Source organism: Mesorhizobium sp. ISC25, assembly GCF_042295465.1.
In the GTDB taxonomy this organism is placed as follows: domain Bacteria; phylum Pseudomonadota; class Alphaproteobacteria; order Rhizobiales; family Rhizobiaceae; genus Mesorhizobium.
Genome location: NZ_CP135441.1, coordinates 3,807,925 through 3,824,774, shown reverse-complemented (window position 1 = coordinate 3,824,774; position 16,850 = coordinate 3,807,925). Strand labels below are relative to the sequence as shown.

The window sequence follows — 16,850 nt, the reverse complement described above, 5'->3', positions numbered from 1 at the left end:
ATGATCCGCAAATCCCTCACTGTCCTGGTGATCGATGAAAACCACATCCGTGCTTCGATAATCGAAGCGGGACTGCGGGAGGCCGGTCATCAGCAGGTCACGGTTATCCACGACGTCACCGGCATAGCGCGGCGGATCGCCGAGATCGAACCCGACGTGATCGTCATCGATCTCGAAAATCCCAACCGCGACATGCTCGAAAACATGTTCCAGCTTTCGCGCGTGGTGAAGCGGCCGATCGCCATGTTCGTCGACCGCTCGGACCAGGCGTCGATCGAAGCCGCGGTGGAAGCCGGGGTGTCGGCCTATGTCGTCGATGGGCTGCGCCAGGAGCGGGTCAAGCCGATCCTCGACATGGCGATCAGCCGCTTCAACGCGTTTTCGCGCATGGCGCGCGAACTGGAAGAGGCCCGCTGCGAATTGGAAAGCCGCAAGGTGATCGATCGTGCCAAGGGCATACTGATGAAGTCGCGTGGCCTGTCGGAGGACGCGGCCTATACGCTGCTGCGCAAGACCGCCATGAACCAGAACCGCAAGATCGCCGAAATCGCCCAGAGCCTGGTGACGGCGGCAGGCCTTCTGGATCCCGAGGAGAGTTGACGATGGCCGCCGAGCACCGGATCAATGCTGGCTTCATGCCGCTCTTCGACAGCGCTGTCCTTGTCGCAGCGAAGGAAATCGGCTTCGCCCTGCGCGAAGGCGTCGATCTGACGCTCAACCGGGAAACGTCCTGGGCCAACATCCGCGACCGCATCGCTATCGGCCATTTCGATCTCGCGCATATGCTGGGGCCGATGCCGATCGCCTGCAATCTCGGGCTGACGCCGCTCGCCTCCGACACGGTAGTGCCGTTCTCGCTCGGCCTCGGCGGCAATTGTGTCACGGTTTCGAACGCCGTCTGGGCGGGCATGGCCGCGCACGGCGCCCGACCCGACCTCGATCCGGCGCGGGCCGGCAGGGCGTTGGGGGCGCTGATCCGCGAACGGGCGAATGCCGGCGGCGATCCGCTTCGCTTCGCCGTCGTCCATCCGCACTCCGGGCACAATTACGAACTGCGCTACTGGCTCGCCGCCTGCGGCATCGACCCGTCGCATGAAATCGAAATCGTCATCGTGCCGCCCCCCTTCATGGCCGACGCGCTCGCCGCCGGCAGGATCGACGGCTACTGCGTCGGCGAACCCTGGAACAGTGCTGCGGTCGTCGCCGGCACCGGCCGCATCGCCACGGTCAAGGCGGCCATCTGGAAGACCAGCCCGGAGAAAGTCGTCGGCGTGCGCAAGGCATGGGCCGAAAAACAGCCGGACGCGCTTTCGGCCCTGCTGCGCGCGCTGCATCATGCGGCGCGCTGGTGCCAGGATCCGGCAAACCGCGGAGAACTCGCGGCCCTGATGGCGCAGCCGGCCTTCCTTGGCCTTGCGCCGGCGCTGCAGATGCCGATCCTCAGCGGCCATCTTGCGCTCGGCGGCGGCGCCGAACTCAGCGTCGGCGACTTCTTTCTGCCCTTCGACAAGGCGGCGAACTTCCCGTGGAAGAGCCATGCGCTGTGGTTCTACACGCAGATGGTGCGCTGGGGGCAGGTCAAGCACAGCGCCGCCAATATGGCGCTGGCACGCGAGACCTATAGGCCCGACCTCTATCGCGCGGCGCTGAAGCCGCTCGGCGTCGCTCTGCCGGGTGCCAATGCCAAGGTCGAGGGAGCGCTTACCGTTGCCACGCCGGTCGGCTCGGCTGGTGCCAGCCTGGTTCTTGGCCCGGACGGTTTCTTCGATGGTCAGATCTTCGATCCCGACGAGATCGACGCCTACATTGCCGGCCAGAAATTGGCGCGCGCCGAAGCCTGATCATTTCCGCGCCATTCTTGTGCACTGCACAAAAAATGTGCGTGCAAATGCGCTAATGAACAATCTTTGGCTTGCTCGCCCGGCGGGCCGGGGCGCCGAAGATTGTGGCATGTCGTTGATCTCATTGATGTTTGCCGTCCATTCCGAAACTGGCACGGTTCCTGCCTTGTAATAGGCAGACTCTTCTCGGAGTCACGGAATGCGCGTCCAATGGCGGGCGCTACAGGCAAAGCTGCCGCTCAGGTCAACACGCGATCCCGGATGGACGGACGCGCGAGGCCTGGCCGGCGGCTTTTTTGTTTTCACGCAATCGACGGCGCCGATCCCAAGCCGCGCCCAACCGGAGATGACGATGACGAAACGCATCAAGAGCTATTCCGCCCAAACGGCGATCAGCCGCCGCGATTTCCTGAGGATCAGCGCGGCCACCGCGGCAACGCTGGCCGCGGCGCGTGCGCTGCTGCCCTCCGGCGCCTATGCGGCACCCGCCGTACCGGAAGTCACCGGTGCCAAGCTCGGCTTCATCGCATTGACTGATGCGGCGCCGCTGATGATTGCCAAGGAAAAAGGCCTGTTCGAGAAATTCGGCATGCCCGATGTCGAGGTGCTCAAGCAGGCCTCCTGGGGGGCAACGCGCGACAATCTGGTGCTCGGCGGCGAAGCCAACGGCATTGACGGCGCCCATATCCTGACGCCGATGCCTTATCTGATGCACACCGGCAAGGTGACGCAGAACAACCAGCCGCTGCCGATGGCGATCGTGGCCCGGCTCAACTACGACTGCCAGGGCATTTCTGTCGCCCAGGAATATGCCGGCACCGGCGTCGGCCGCGACGCCTCCAAGCTGAAGGACGCCTTCGCCGCCAAGAAGGCGTCGGGCAAGAAGGTCAAGGCCGCCATGACCTTCCCGGGCGGCACGCACGATCTTTGGCTGCGCTACTGGCTGGCCGCCGGCGGCATCGATCCCGACAAGGACGTCTCGACCATCGTCGTGCCGCCACCGCAGATGGTCGCCAACATGAAGGTCGGCAACATGGACGTGTTCTGCGTCGGCGAGCCGTGGAACGAGCAGCTCGTCCATCAGGGCGTCGGCTTCACCGCCGCCACCACGGGCGAACTGTGGAAGGGCCATCCGGAAAAGGCGCTCGGCCTGCGCGCCGCCTTCATCGACAAATACCCGAACGCCACCAAGGCGATCCTGATGGCTGTCATGGAAGCCCAGCAATGGTGCGAAGCAAAAGAAAACAAGGACGAGATGGCCGCCATCATCGGCAAGCGGCAATGGATGAACGTGCCGACCGCCGACATCATCGGCCGCCTCAAGGGCGACATCAACTACGGCAATGGCCGCGTCGCCAACGGAACCGATCTCTACATGAAGTTCTGGCAGGGCGGCGTGTCCTATCCCTTCAAGAGCCACGACAGCTGGTTCCTCGCCGAGAATATCCGCTGGGGCAAGTTCGCGCCGACCACCGACATCAAGGCGTTGGTTGCGCAGGTCAATCGCGAGGATCTGTGGCGCGAGGCGGCCAAGGATCTTGGTGTCGCCGCGGCCGATATCCCGGCCTCGTCATCGCGCGGCCCCGAAACCTTCTTCGACGGCAAAATCTTCGATCCGGAGAACCCGTCCGCCTATCTCGACAGCCTGAAGATCAAGGTGTCGGCCTGAGCCTGACATAGATGCGGGGCAGGCGGTGGCAGCGCCGCCTGCCTTGCACGTGCTGCCAAGGAGTTTTTCGAAAAAATGTCTATCCAAGCCATCGAGGACAGCAAGGTGAAGCCGTTCCCCGCGCCGGCCAAGCCCGCCGAGGTCATCGCTTTCACAGCCAGGGCGCGGCGCCGCTTCGACCCGGCCGCGATCGCCGCCAAGCTGGCAAGCACGCTGGTGCCGCCGGTCATTGTCATCACCATCATGCTCGTCGTCTGGCAGGTCGCCTGTTCGTCGCCCACAGCCAGCCTGCCACCGCCAAGCCAGGTGTGGAACGAGGCCTATGACCTGATCGCCCATCCGTTCTTCGACAACGGCCCGCAGGATATCGGGCTCGCCTGGCGGGTGCTGATGTCGCTGCAGCGCGTCGCCATGGGCTTCGGCCTTGCGGCGATCGTCGGCGTGGCGCTCGGCGCCCTCGTCGGCCAGTCGATCTGGGCGATGCGCGGCCTCGATCCGGTCTTCCAGATCCTGCGTACGGTGCCGCCGCTCGCCTGGCTGCCGCTGTCGCTGGCGGCGTTCCGCGATTCCAGCCCGTCGGCGATCTTCGTCATCTTCATCACCTCGATCTGGCCCATCATCATCAACACCGCGGTCGGTGTCCGCAACATCCCCGAGGACTACCGCAACGTCGCCCGTATCCTCCGGCTCAACCAGTTCGATTTCTTCGTGAAGATCATGGTGCCGGCGGCCGCGCCTTACATCTTCACTGGATTGCGGATCGGCATCGGCCTGTCGTGGCTGGCCATCGTCGCCGCCGAAATGCTGACCGGCGGCGTCGGCATCGGCTTCTTCATCTGGGACGCGTGGAACTCGTCGCGGCTGCCCGACATCATCGTCGCGCTCGCCTATATCGGCGTCACCGGCTTCTGCCTCGACCGCCTGGTCGCGGCGGTCGGCGCCTTCGTCACCCGCGGCACAACGGCAAAGTGAGGAGGGCACCATGACGGCCTATCTGAAGCTCGACCACATCGACAAATCCTTCGCCCGCGGCACCCAGGTCAGCGACGTCCTGAAGGACATCCGCCTGACCATCGACAAGGGCGAATTCGTCTCGATCATCGGCCATTCGGGCTGCGGCAAGTCGACCTTGCTCAACCTGATCGCCGGCCTGACCAAGGTCTCGGCCGGCGCGGTTCTGCTCGAAGACAAGGAAGTCGACAGCCCCGGCCCCGAACGCGCCGTGGTGTTCCAGAACCACAGCCTGCTGCCATGGCTGACCGTTTACGAAAACATCAATTTGGCAGTCACGAAGGTCTTTGGCCGGAGCAAGAGCCGGGCCGAGCGGCATGACTGGATCATGCGCAATCTCGATCTCGTGCAGATGGCGCATGCCAAGGACAAACGTCCGGCCGAGATATCGGGCGGCATGAAGCAGCGCGTCGGCATTGCCCGGGCGCTGGCCATGGAGCCGAAGATCCTGCTGCTCGACGAACCCTTCGGCGCGCTCGACGCGCTGACGCGCGCCCATCTTCAGGACGCGGTGATGGATATCCATTCGAGGCTCGGCTCGACGACGATCATGATCACCCACGATGTCGACGAGGCGGTGCTGTTGTCCGATCGCATCGTCATGATGACCAACGGCCCGGCGGCCACTATCGGCGAGGTTCTTGCCGTGCCGCTGGCCCGGCCGCGCCGGCGCATCGAGCTTTCCTCCGACCGCACCTTCCTGCGCTGCCGCGAGGCGGTGCTGAAATTCCTCTACGAACGCCACCGCTTCGTCGAAGCCGCGGAGTAAGGCAATAACCTGAAAACTCGTCATCATCATTGGCAATCTGCATCGGCAACGGGCAATCTACCGCATTGCACAAATATTATGCTGCCGTGCAAGGCATTCTGACTAATCTTTGATCCGCTGCCGAGCTTGGTCAAAAGTCGCGCGGCTGCGGTTCACATTGGTTTCATTCGATAATTCAGAGCGCTGTCGAATTGGCACGCTTCCTGCTTTTCAAAATGTGGGTCCGCAAGGGCCAAGTGACACGGCGTCCAATGGCGGGCGCCACAGGCAAAGCTGCCGCTCAGGTCCACACGCGCTCCCGGAACTCTGGACGCGAAGACCTGGCCGGCGGCTTTTTTGTTTTGACGCAATCGACGGCGCTGGTCCCAAGCGGCGCCCACCCGGAGACGACGATGACGAAACGGATCGGAACTGGCGCGTCCCTCGCGGACTTCACACGCCGCGATTTTCTGGCCGTCAGCGCGCTGACCGCGGCGCCGCGCCGCTGACAGTCGCGAACGAACAGACAAGGGCGGTGCCTCCCACGCCGCAAACCGGAGCCAGAAAATGACCGCAAATCTCCCAGCAGCGCCCAGCCAGGACAGTGCTCCCCGGCAGGCGCTTGCCATGTCCACCATCGCCTTCACCGTCTGCTTCGCGGTGTGGACGATCTTTTCAATCATCGGCGTGCGCATAAAGCAGGAGCTGGGCCTGAACGAGACGGAGTTCGGCCTGCTCGTCGGCACGCCGATCCTCACCGGCTCGCTCGTGCGTATGGTGCTCGGTGTCTGGACCGACCGTTTTGGCGGACGGCTGGTATACACCGCTACCATGCTTGCGGCGGCGGTCGCGACTTTCCTGCTCGCTTTTGCGCACACCTACGGGCAGATGCTGGTCGCTGCGCTAGGCGTTGGGCTCGCCGGCGGTTCCTTCGCCGTCGGTGTCGCCTATGTCTCGCGCTTCTTCCCGGCCGGCAAGCAGGGTACGGCGCTTGGCATTTTCGGTGTCGGCAATGTCGGCGCCGCGGTCACCAAGTTCCTGGCACCGTTCGTGCTTCTCTCCTGGGGCTGGCAGTCGGTCGCGCTGATCTGGGCGGCAGCACTCGTTGTCATGGCCGCCGTCTTCTGGTTCACGACCGGCGACGATCCGGTCATTCGCGAGCGTCGCGCCGGCAAGGCTGCACCCGCGGGAAGCTTCTTGCAGGAATTCGCGCCGCTCAAGAACCTGCAGGTCTGGCGTTTCGCCTTCTATTATTTCTTCGCCTTCGGTGCATTCGTGGCGCTGTCGCTGTGGCTGCCCCGCTACCTGATCGGCGTCTACGGCTTCGGGCTTGCGACCGCCGGCATGATCGGCGCGGCCTATTCAATTCCGGCAAGTATTTTCCGCGCCTATGGCGGCGTGCTTTCCGACCGGATCGGCGCCCGCACCGTGCTCTACTGGACCTTCGCTGTCAGTGCCGCCGCGACTCTCGTTCTGTCTCTCCCCTCGGCAGACTACGTCGTGCGCGGTGTCAGCGGGCCGATCGCCTTCCATTTCGAGGTCGGCCCGCTCGCCTTCATAGCCGTTGTCTGTGTGCTCGGCTTCTTCATGAGCCTTGGCAAGGCTGCCGTCTACAAGCACATCCCGGCTTACTATCCGCAGAGTGTCGGCGCGGTCGGCGGCGTTGTCGGCATGATTGGCGGGCTCGGCGGCTTTATCCTGCCAATCGTCTTCGGCGCGCTCAACGACCTCACCGGCGTCTGGTCGAGCTGCTTCATGCTGCTCTTCGTCATCGTCGCCACCTGCTTTGCCTGGATGCATTTTTCCATCCGGCGGATGGAGCGCACGGCGTCTGACGAAGCTTCAGGCCTTTCCTACGCGGCTGAGTGAGACCGGAGTGGATCAGGACATGACCGAGAAACTCGTTATCATCGGCAACGGCATGGCCCCTGGGCGCATGCTGGAGCACCTCCTGGAAAAGGCGCCTGGGCGCTACCAGGTCACCATCTTCAACGCCGAGCCGCGCGTGAACTACGACCGCATCATGCTGTCGCCGGTTCTGTCGGGCGAAAAGGCCTATGAGGAGATCATCATCCACGGCGACGGCTGGTACATCAAGCACGGCATCACCCTCTACAAGGGCCACAAGATCGTCGCCATCGACCGGCAGGCAAAGACCGTCACCTCCGATCATGGCGTGACCGAGCCCTACGACAAGCTGGTCATCGCCACCGGCTCGGTGCCGTTTATCATTCCGGTGCCAGGCCATGATCTGCCCGGCGTACTCACGTATCGCGATCTCGATGACGTCCGGGCGATGATGCTTGCCGCCCAGTCGCGGGCCAAGGCGGTGGTCATCGGCGGCGGCCTGCTCGGCCTGGAGGCGGCTGCGGGCTTGAACGCGCAAGGTATGGACGTCACCGTGCTGCACGTCATGCCGACGCTGATGGAGCGTCAGCTCGATCCGGCCGCCGGCTATCTCCTGCAGCGCGCCGTCGAGCAGCGCGGCATCAAGGTCATCACCAAGGCCAACACCCAGGCGATCATCGGCAACGGCAAGGTCGAGCGGGTGGAGCTTGCCGACGGCACCGTCATTCCCGCAACGCTTGTCGTCATGGCGGTGGGCATCAGGCCGAATGCGGCGCTGGCGAAGGAAGCCGGCATTGCCGTCAATCGCGGCATCGTCGTCGACGCCGGCATGCGCAGCAACGATCCCGATATCTACGCAATTGGCGAATGCGCCGAGGTCAACGGCCAGGTCTACGGGCTGGTCGCGCCGCTCTACGACATGGCGCGCGTCGCCGCCAGCCATCTGGCCGGCAATGAGGCGGCGGCTTTCGTCCACATGGACACGCCGACCAAGCTCAAGGTCACCGGCATCGAGCTGTTCTCTCTCGGCGACTTCGCCGAGGGCGATGACCGCCAGGAGATCGTGCTGCGCGATGCCGCGGCCGGCGTCTACAAGCGCCTGGTGCTCAAGGACGACCGCATCATCGGCACCGTGCTCTATGGCGAGACGGCGGACGGCGCCTGGTTCAACGACCTCAAGAAGAAGCAGACCGACATATCCGAGATGCGCGATACGCTCATCTTCGGCCAGTCCTACCAGGGAGGCGCCCCCCTGGACCCTATGGCGGCCGTTGCAGCCTTGCCGGATGATGCGGAAATCTGCGGTTGCAACGGCGTATGCAAGGGAAAGATCACCGGCGCGATCACTGGCAAGAGCCTGACCTCGCTCGACGACGTGCGCGCCCACACCAAGGCGTCGGCCTCCTGCGGCTCCTGCACCGGGTTGGTCGAAAAGCTGATGGTGTTGACCATCGGCGACAAATACAACCCCGCGGCGGTCCAGCCGATGTGCAGTTGCACCACGCTCGGCCATGACGAGGTCCGCAGGCTGATCAAGGCCAAGGGCCTGAAGACCATTCCCGCCGTCATGCAGGAATTGGAGTGGAAGACCTCCTGCGGCTGCGCCAAATGCCGGCCGGCGCTCAACTATTATCTCGTCTGCGACTGGCCCGACGAATACGCCGACGATTACCAGTCGCGCTTCATCAACGAGCGCGTCCACGCCAACATCCAGAAGGACGGCACCTATTCGGTGGTGCCGCGCATGTGGGGTGGCGTCACCAACGCCGCCGAATTGCGCGCCATCGCCGACGTCGTAGACAAGTTCGAGATCCCGATGGTCAAGGTCACCGGCGGCCAGCGCATCGACATGCTCGGCATCCGCAAGGAAGACCTGCCGGCGGTATGGGCCGATCTCGGCCAGGCTGGCTTCGTCTCCGGCCACGCCTATGCCAAGGGACTGCGCACGGTGAAGACCTGCGTCGGCTCGGACTGGTGCCGCTTCGGCACGCAGGATTCGACCGGCTTGGGCATCCGTATCGAAAAATTCATGTGGGGCTCGTGGACCCCGGCCAAGGTCAAAATGGCAGTGTCGGGCTGTCCCCGAAACTGTGCCGAGGCGACCTGCAAGGATGTCGGCGTGATCTGCGTCGACAGTGGCTACGAAATCCATTTCGCCGGCGCCGCCGGCCTCGACATCAAGGGCACCGAAGTGCTCGGCCTGGTCAAGACCGAGGACGATGCGCTGGAGCATATCGTGGCGTTGACGCAGATGTATCGCGAGCAGGGCCGCTATCTCGAGCGCATCTACAAATGGGCCAAGCGCGTCGGCATCGCCGAGATCAAGCGCCAGATCATGGACGATGGCGAGAAGCGCAAGACCTATTTCGACCGCTTCGTCTTTTCGCAGAAATTCGCCCAGGTCGATCCGTGGTCGGAACGTGCTTCCGGCAAGGACAAGCATGAATTCCGGCCGATGGCTTCGGTCGGTTTCGCGCAGGCGGCGGAGTAGGCGCGTGTTCCCGAAAAGTGGAATGCGGTTTTCGGACAAGAACACGCGCAAAAGAGGAATAGCCACATGAACTGGGTATCTATCGGCTCGATGTCAGACATTCCGCGCCGCGGCGCCCGCTGCGTCGCAACGCCTCAAGGTAAGATCGCCGTCTTCCGCACGGCGGACGATCAGGTCTTCGCCATCGAGGACCATTGCCCGCACAAGGGTGGGCCACTCAGCCAGGGCATCGTCCATGGCACGGCGGTGACCTGTCCCTTGCACAATTGGGTGATCTCGCTGGAAACCGGCAAGGCGCTCGGCGCGGACGAGGGCGTGGTGCGCACCATTGCGGTCCGGATCGACGGCGAGCGGCTGTTCATTGCGCCGGAAGCGCTGGCCAGCCGCGCGGCGTGAACCATGAAGATTGATGAAGCGCGCGAGGTGAGGACCACCTGCCCCTATTGCGGGGTGGGTTGCGGCGTGCTGGCGAAGGTCGCCGCGGACGGCGAAATAACCGTTCGTGGCGACCCGGACCACCCGGCGAATTTCGGCCGGCTCTGCTCCAAGGGCTCGGCGCTGGCCGAGACCACCGACCTCGACGGCAGGTTGCTATATCCGGAGATCCACGGTCGCCGCACCGACTGGGACGAAGCGCTCGACCTTGTCGCTTCGACCTTCTCGCAAACCATTGCCGAGCACGGCCCTGACGCGGTCGCTTTCTACGTCTCCGGCCAGTTGCTGACCGAGGACTATTACGTCGCCAACAAGCTGATGAAAGGCTTCATCGGCTCGGCCAATATCGACACCAATTCGCGCCTGTGCATGGCCTCGTCGGTCGCCGGCCACCGTCGCGCCTTTGGCTCGGACACCGTTCCGGGAAATTACGAGGATCTGGAACTTGCCGACCTGATCGTGCTGGTCGGCTCCAATCTCGCCTGGTGCCATCCGGTGCTCTACCAGCGCATTGCCGCCGCCCGGGAAAAGCGGCCCGAGTTGAAGGTGGTGCTGATCGACCCACGCCGCACCATGACATCGGATATCGCGGACATGCATCTGGCGATCGCGCCCGATGGCGACGTCGCTTTGTTCACCGGCCTGCTCGCCTATCTCGGCCAGCACAACGCGCTGGACCGCACCTATATCACGGCGCACACGACCGGCTTCGGGCAAGCGCTTTTCGCTGCCTCGGCGCTCGACCTTGCCGGCATCGCAGCGGCCACGGGCCTTGGCGAGGATGAACTGGCCCGCTTCTACGGCCTGTTTGCCGCGACAGCGAAGACGGTGACCGTCTACAGCCAGGGCGTGAACCAGTCGTCTTCGGGCACCGACAAGGTCAACGCCATCATCAACTGCCATCTGGCCACCGGCCGCATCGGCAAGCCCGGCGCCGGGCCGTTTTCGGTGACCGGCCAGCCCAACGCCATGGGCGGCCGCGAGGTCGGCGGCATGGCCAACATGCTGGCCGCCCATATGGAGATCGAAAACCCCGAGCACCGCGAACGCGTGCAGCGCTTCTGGAATGCCCCAACCGTCGCCGAAAAACCCGGCCTGAAAGCGGTCGAGATGTTCGAGGCGGTGGCCGACGGACGCATCAAGGCGCTGTGGATCATGGCGACCAATCCGGTCGATTCGATGCCGGATGCCGATGCGGTCGAAGCGGCGATCAAGGCCTGTCCGTTTGTCGTGGTCTCGGACGTGCTGGGCGAGACCGACACGGTCCGCCATGCTCATGTCCGGCTGCCGGCCACCGCATGGGGTGAAAAGGATGGCGCCGTCACCAATTCGGAGCGCCGCATCTCGCGCCAGCGGGCGTTTTTGGCCACGCCCGGGGAGGCAAGGCCAGATTGGTGGATCATCGCTGAAGTCGCCAAGCGGATGGGGTTTGGTGAGGCTTTTTCGCATGTGTCGCCGGCCGACATCTTCGCCGAGCATGCGGCGCTGTCGACATTCGAGAATGACGGGGCACGCGATTTCGACATCGGCGCGTATGGCGATATCGGTGCAGAGACCTATGAGGATCTTCTGCCGTTCCAATGGCCAGCGCCGGCCTCACCCTCCCCTTTGAGGGGAGGGTCGGCACGCGCGTTGAGCGAAGCGAAACAAGCGGGACGGGGTGGGGTCGGTGAAGCCTCTCCAACGCCATTCCGTCCCAACGAGGTGGAGCCCGGTCGTGCCGACCCCCTCTGGCCTGCCGGCCATCTCCCCCTCGAGGGGGGAGATCCGCCGCCACCACGGCCTTCGCCAATTTCCAGCGTTGCAGCGTCAAAACTGCCAATCTCCCCCCTTGAGGGGGAGATGGCCGGCAGGCCAGAGGGGGGTGCCTGGCGCCAGCCGGAGGACAAAAGTACCCGCTTCTTCGCCAACGGCAACTTCTACACGCCCGACGGCAAGGCACGCTTCATTGCTATCCGCCCAGCCGCACAAACCCGCACCAACCCGGACTACCGGCTCGTCCTCAACACCGGGCGCGTCCGCGACCACTGGCACACCATGACGCGGACCGGCAAGAGCCCGCGCCTGTCGCAGCACATGGCCGAACCGTTCGTCGAAATCCACCCGGCGGATGCGCAGCACTATGGCATCGGCGATGCCGACATCGTCCGCGTCTCGACTGCCCATGGCGAGGTGCTGGTCCGCGCGCTGGTGACGGTGCGGCAACGCCAGGGCTCTGTATTCGTACCGATGCACTGGACCGATCAGTTCTCCGCCCGCGCGCGCGTCGATGCACTCGTCGCGCCGACGACCGATGCGATTTCAGGCCAGCCGGCCTCGAAGAACGTTGCCGCCCGCATCGAGCGGTTCGCCGCCACGGCCTTCGGATTCGCCGTGCTTGCCGAACGGCCAGCATCCATCGACGCCGATTATTGGAGCCTCGCCCGCTGCCCCGCCGGCTGGCGCCTTGAAATTGCGCTGCAGGACAGCCGCGACTGGACCGGGTTTGCCGCCTCCCTGTTAGGCATGGAAGGGGAAACACTCGCCTATCACGACATCGCCGGCGGGCACCATCGCTTCGCCCGTTTCGCGGGCAGTCGGCTGGTCGGCGCGCTCTATCTTGCGCCTACCCCGGTAGCGGTGTCGCGCGGCTGGGCGGTCGAACAACTGGGTGCCGACCATGCCGATCGGCAGGCGCGGTTGGCGATTGTCGCCGGCAGGCCTGGCGGCAAGAGCGTCGACCGCGGTGCCATCGTCTGCGCCTGTTTCGGGGTCGGTGCCAACCAGATCGCGGAAGCGGTGCGCGGCGGCTGCACCAGCGTCGCGGCAATCGGCGCCGCGCTTCACGCCGGCACCAATTGCGGCTCCTGCCGCGCCGAGATCAAGACCATTATCGACGGGCGGCGTCTACAAGCTGCGGAGTGAATGCGCCGAGGAACTCTGCCGCGCCGCTGCACGATGCTTACTAGCAATTTACAAACCATGGGCTACCAACGTTCTGACTTCGATTCGCTCGGAACGGGAACCCTATGAGCAAAGCCCTGACCTCATTCGCGCTTGCCGCCGTGCTGACGGCCTTGCTGATGGCGCTCAGCCTGACGGTGGCCAGGCATGGCTATCCCTATGGCGCGATCGGCGCCAAGCGCTTGAGCGACGTCGCCGATGCGGGGACGTTCATTCCGCTCGCGGCGATCTATTTTTTCAGCGCACTGCTGATGATGGTTCTGCCGATCAGGCTCGCTGGCATCGTCCTGACACATGCCGCCGATGCGATCTTCTGGACGGTCATCGTGTTGTTTGCGGTCATCGTTGGATGTCTCGCCGCGAGACTTGCTTTCGGTCAGCGCGATGTGCTCTCGGCGCTGCTGAACTGGCGGTTCCTGTTTGTCGCAGCCGTCGTCGGATGCCATCTCTTCATCAACGAGCTGCGCCGCAACATCCTGTTGAGAAGCCTGTTCTTCGTCGTCTTTGCCGCAGCGACACTGGCCTGCCTGTTTTGGTCCTTCACCGTCTGAGCATGTGCGACCGTCGGCAGACGGCTTAATTCTTGTCGACCGGTTTTGAACGCATTCGCGAAACGGTCTCACGCTCGGCCCGCTTCGAACGCATCGGCGGCAGGCCGCGGTCGATCAGGTCCATGTCTTCCAGCACCATGTCGCCCATCCGCTTGAAGGCGATGTCGAGCGCACCGGCCCGGTGGGCGGAGCGCAGGAATCCCGGCAATGTGCGGACCGGGTCATCCTGGGCCAGCGGTTCCTCAGGAAAAACATCGCTGGCGGCGACGATATGGCCGCTGCGGACGGCGTCCATCAGTGCCGGAAAATCGACCACGCCGGCTCGGCTGAGCAGGATGAAAGCGGCTCCCTTGCGCATCCTGGCAAACGCCTCGGCAGCAAGGAAACCCTGGTTTTCGCTAGTCACCGAAGCGACGACGAAGATGAAATCGTTGTTCGACAGTACGTCGTCGAGAGAGGCCGGCTCGACGCCGTTTTCGATCAGGATCGACGGCGGCAGCCACGGGTCGAAGACTTTTGTCTGCGTGCGAAAGCCCGACAGCAGCCGGTTGAGCGCACGGCCAAGATCGCCGAAGCCGATGATGCCGACATCCGCACCGGAAAGAAGCCGCGCCGTCCGGTTGCCGTCGCCGCCCCACAGCTCCTTGCCCTGACGAAAAGCGAGGTCGGCATCGACGATGCCGCGGGCAAGGTTGAGCGCCATGGCAAGGCCGAGCTCGGCCACCGGTTCGGCAAAGACCAGCCCGGTGGTGACGACATGGATGCCGCGCGAAAACAGCGTCTCATACGGCATGTTGTTGATGAGGTTGCTCTCGACATTGAAGATGCAGCGCAGCGCCTTCATTTTTTCCAGCGTCTCCGGCGGGATAGGTGGCTGGCCGACGATGTAGCGGGCTTCGGCAAGGATATCGGCAGGCAGGGCTCTGACATCTTCGGGCGATGTTTCAACGATGCGGTATTTCGATCGAAATTTCGCCAGCGCAGCCGGCGTGAAGATCAGGTCGAGCGTGCGCGGTTCGGGTGCGCTGATCACCAGCGGCAAGGCGCTGTCGGACATGATACCTTTCCTCCCGTGCGATCCGCGTCGCACCGCACTAGAATCGTCTTTCCCGCCCCGACACCTATCACATGCCTGTCGAGGAGGAGAAGTTTGCCTGCCTTCGGCCTTGCGGTGCGGCGGTCGGTGGTCCAGATAGACGGCGATCGAAGGACGACAAGGAAGACAGCGACATGATCCCGTTTCGAAAGAACCTCATCGATGGCGAGTGGGTAGGCGATGCCGGCTCCCGCAACATCAACCCGTCCAATCTCGATGACGTGGTCGGCGAATATGCGTCGGGGGGCGCCGAGCACGCCCGGCAGGCCATCGCTGCGGCGAAGGCGGCATTTCCGGCATGGTCCCGATCGGGCCTGCTGGCACGCCATGCGGTGCTGAGGAAGGCGTCGGACGAGATCACCGCGCGGAAAGATGAAATCGGCCGGGCCTTGGCGCGCGAGGAAGGCAAGACGCTGGTCGAGGGCATCGGCGAGACTGTCCGCGCCGCCCAGATATTCGACTTCTTCGCCGGCGAGACGCTACGCCTGTCGGGCGAGCTGGTGCCAAGCGTGCGGCCCGGCGTCGGCGTCGAGATCACCCGCGAAGCGGTCGGCGTCGTCGGCATCATCACGCCGTGGAATTTCCCGATCGCCATCCCGGCCTGGAAAATCGCTCCGGCGCTGGCCTACGGCAACACCATCGTCTTCAAGCCGGCGGAACTCGTTCCGGAGAGCGCCTGGACAATTGTCGACATCCTGCACCGCGCCGGGCTGCCCAAGGGCGTGCTCAACCTGGTGATGGGCAAAGGTTCGGTGGTTGGCCAGGCCATGCTCGACAGCCCTGACCTCAACGCCATCACCTTCACCGGCTCTGTCGGCACCGGCAAGCGCGTCGCCGCCGCCAGCGTCGAGCACATGCGCAAGTTCCAGCTCGAAATGGGCGGCAAGAACCCGCTCGTCGTGCTCGACGATGCCGACCTTGCCGTCGCCGTCGACTGCGCGGTCAACGGCGCCTACTTCTCGACCGGCCAGCGCTGCACGGCGTCGTCCCGCCTGGTGGTGACGGACGGCATCCATGACCGCTTCGTCGAGGCGATGAAAGATCGCCTGGGCAAGCTGGTCATCGGCGACGCTCTCGATGCCAAGACCCAGATCGGACCGGTTGTCGACCAGAGCCAGTTGAAACAGGACGAAGACTATATCGCCATCGGCCGTCAGGAAGGCGCGGACCTTGCCTTCGGCGGCGAGCGGCTCGATCGTGAAACCCGCGGCTTCTATTTGCAGCCGGCGCTGTTCACCGAAACCACCAACGCCATGCGCATCTCGCGCGAGGAGATTTTCGGACCGGTCGCCAACGTCATCCGCGTCAAGGATTATGACGAGGCGCTGGCCGTGGCCAACGACACGCCGTTCGGCCTGACATCCGGCATCTGCACCTCGAGCCTCAAGCACGCCACGCATTTCAAGCGCAATTCGGAAGCCGGCATGGTCATGGTCAACCTGCCGACGGCCGGCGTCGACTTCCACGTGCCTTTCGGCGGGCGCAAGGGGTCGAGCTACGGCCCGCGCGAGCAGGGCCGCTATGCCGCAGAGTTCTACACCACGGTGAAGACCGCTTACACGTTTGCCGGCTAAGAAAGGGCGGCGGACCAGCCAGGCAGGCGAGCAAATCGATGACATCTGAGAATACCGACCTGACCTGGCTCAATCCGCCGCCGCACCACGCCTTCGGCAACAATACGGTGGATGTGCGAACCGGCAAGGAGACCGACTTCTGGCGCGAGACGTTCTACGGCTTCTGGCGTGACAATGGCCATTTCCTCTATCGTGAGGTCGAGGGCGATTTCAGCGCCGAAGTCGCGGTCAAGGGGCACTATGAGGTGCTTTACGATCAGGCCGGGCTTATGGTCCGCCTGAGCGAGACGCACTGGATCAAGGCCGGCATCGAATACACAGACGGGCTGATGTATTTTTCCGTCGTCGTCACCAACGATGCCTCTGACTGGTCGCTGGCCAGCATTCCGGCGGATCCGGACGGGGTCAGGATCCGCCTGACCCGCCATGCCGAGACGATCCGCGTCCAGTATCTGGACGCGACCGACAAGCACTGGAAACCGGTGCGGCTTGCCTATTTCCCGCCGTCGAAAACGGTCGATGTCGGCATGATGTGCTGTTCGCCGCAGCGCGAGGGTTTCGAAGTGACATTCAGCGATTTTTCCATCGGCCCGCCGATCTCGCGAGAGCTTCACGACTGAGGCGCCGCGATCCGGTCGGGCGG

The 16,850-nt window shown here is 64.0% G+C and carries 13 protein-coding genes; 12 read left to right on the top strand and 1 reads right to left on the bottom strand.

Annotated elements, in window-relative coordinates; translation table 11 throughout:
- From RQ479_RS18925 to RQ479_RS18880, 10 genes are all read left to right on the top strand, one after another.
- Positions 1-600 carry an ANTAR domain-containing response regulator gene (locus RQ479_RS18925; protein ID WP_376702187.1) on the top strand — a complete coding sequence of 200 codons (600 nt, stop codon included), beginning with the start codon at positions 1-3 and terminating at the stop codon, positions 598-600.
- A 2-nt stretch (positions 601-602) separates the two neighbouring features.
- Positions 603-1,841 carry a CmpA/NrtA family ABC transporter substrate-binding protein gene (locus RQ479_RS18920; protein ID WP_376702186.1) on the top strand — a complete coding sequence of 413 codons (1,239 nt, stop codon included), beginning with the start codon at positions 603-605 and terminating at the stop codon, positions 1,839-1,841.
- A 352-nt stretch (positions 1,842-2,193) separates the two neighbouring features.
- Positions 2,194-3,510 (top strand): CmpA/NrtA family ABC transporter substrate-binding protein, encoded by a 1,317-nt coding sequence (locus RQ479_RS18915; protein ID WP_376702185.1) that lies wholly within the window; start codon positions 2,194-2,196, stop codon positions 3,508-3,510.
- Positions 3,511-3,585: 75 nt separating this feature from the next.
- Positions 3,586-4,482, top strand: a complete 897-nt coding sequence (gene ntrB / locus RQ479_RS18910; RefSeq protein WP_376702184.1) for a nitrate ABC transporter permease — start codon at positions 3,586-3,588, stop codon at positions 4,480-4,482.
- A gap of 10 nt (positions 4,483-4,492) precedes the next feature.
- A complete protein-coding gene (locus RQ479_RS18905) occupies positions 4,493-5,290 on the top strand; it encodes an ABC transporter ATP-binding protein (protein ID WP_292664312.1) in 798 nt (265 codons plus the stop codon).
- 546 nt (positions 5,291-5,836) lie between these two features.
- The gene (locus RQ479_RS18900; protein ID WP_376702183.1) at positions 5,837-7,138 is read left to right on the top strand and encodes a nitrate/nitrite transporter; all 1,302 of its coding nucleotides are present in this window, start codon (positions 5,837-5,839) and stop codon (positions 7,136-7,138) included.
- A 19-nt stretch (positions 7,139-7,157) separates the two neighbouring features.
- On the top strand, positions 7,158-9,608 hold the full coding sequence (gene nirB / locus RQ479_RS18895) for a nitrite reductase large subunit NirB (RefSeq protein ID WP_376702182.1): 2,451 nt from the start codon (positions 7,158-7,160) through the stop codon (positions 9,606-9,608).
- Positions 9,609-9,674: 66 nt separating this feature from the next.
- On the top strand, positions 9,675-10,004 hold the full coding sequence (nirD, locus tag RQ479_RS18890) for a nitrite reductase small subunit NirD (protein ID WP_376702181.1): 330 nt from the start codon (positions 9,675-9,677) through the stop codon (positions 10,002-10,004).
- Between the two features lie 3 nt (positions 10,005-10,007).
- On the top strand, positions 10,008-12,947 hold the full coding sequence (locus RQ479_RS18885) for a molybdopterin-dependent oxidoreductase (RefSeq protein WP_376702180.1): 2,940 nt from the start codon (positions 10,008-10,010) through the stop codon (positions 12,945-12,947).
- 104 nt (positions 12,948-13,051) lie between these two features.
- Entirely contained in the window at positions 13,052-13,537 is a 486-nt protein-coding gene (locus tag RQ479_RS18880) for a hypothetical protein (protein WP_376702179.1), read from the top strand.
- A gap of 25 nt (positions 13,538-13,562) precedes the next feature.
- On the opposite strand, the gene RQ479_RS18875 is transcribed toward RQ479_RS18880, so the two are convergent.
- A complete protein-coding gene (locus RQ479_RS18875; RefSeq protein ID WP_376702178.1) occupies positions 13,563-14,594 on the bottom strand; it encodes a hydroxyacid dehydrogenase in 1,032 nt (343 codons plus the stop codon).
- 176 nt (positions 14,595-14,770) lie between these two features.
- On the opposite strand from RQ479_RS18875, the gene RQ479_RS18870 reads away from it, so the two are divergent.
- Together RQ479_RS18870 and RQ479_RS18865 are read left to right on the top strand one after the other, a co-directional pair.
- Positions 14,771-16,207 carry an aldehyde dehydrogenase family protein gene (locus RQ479_RS18870; protein ID WP_352464773.1) on the top strand — a complete coding sequence of 479 codons (1,437 nt, stop codon included), beginning with the start codon at positions 14,771-14,773 and terminating at the stop codon, positions 16,205-16,207.
- 38 nt (positions 16,208-16,245) lie between these two features.
- Positions 16,246-16,827, top strand: a complete 582-nt coding sequence (locus RQ479_RS18865; protein WP_376702177.1) for a DUF1349 domain-containing protein — start codon at positions 16,246-16,248, stop codon at positions 16,825-16,827.
- The last annotated feature ends 23 nt before the right edge of the window (positions 16,828-16,850 follow it).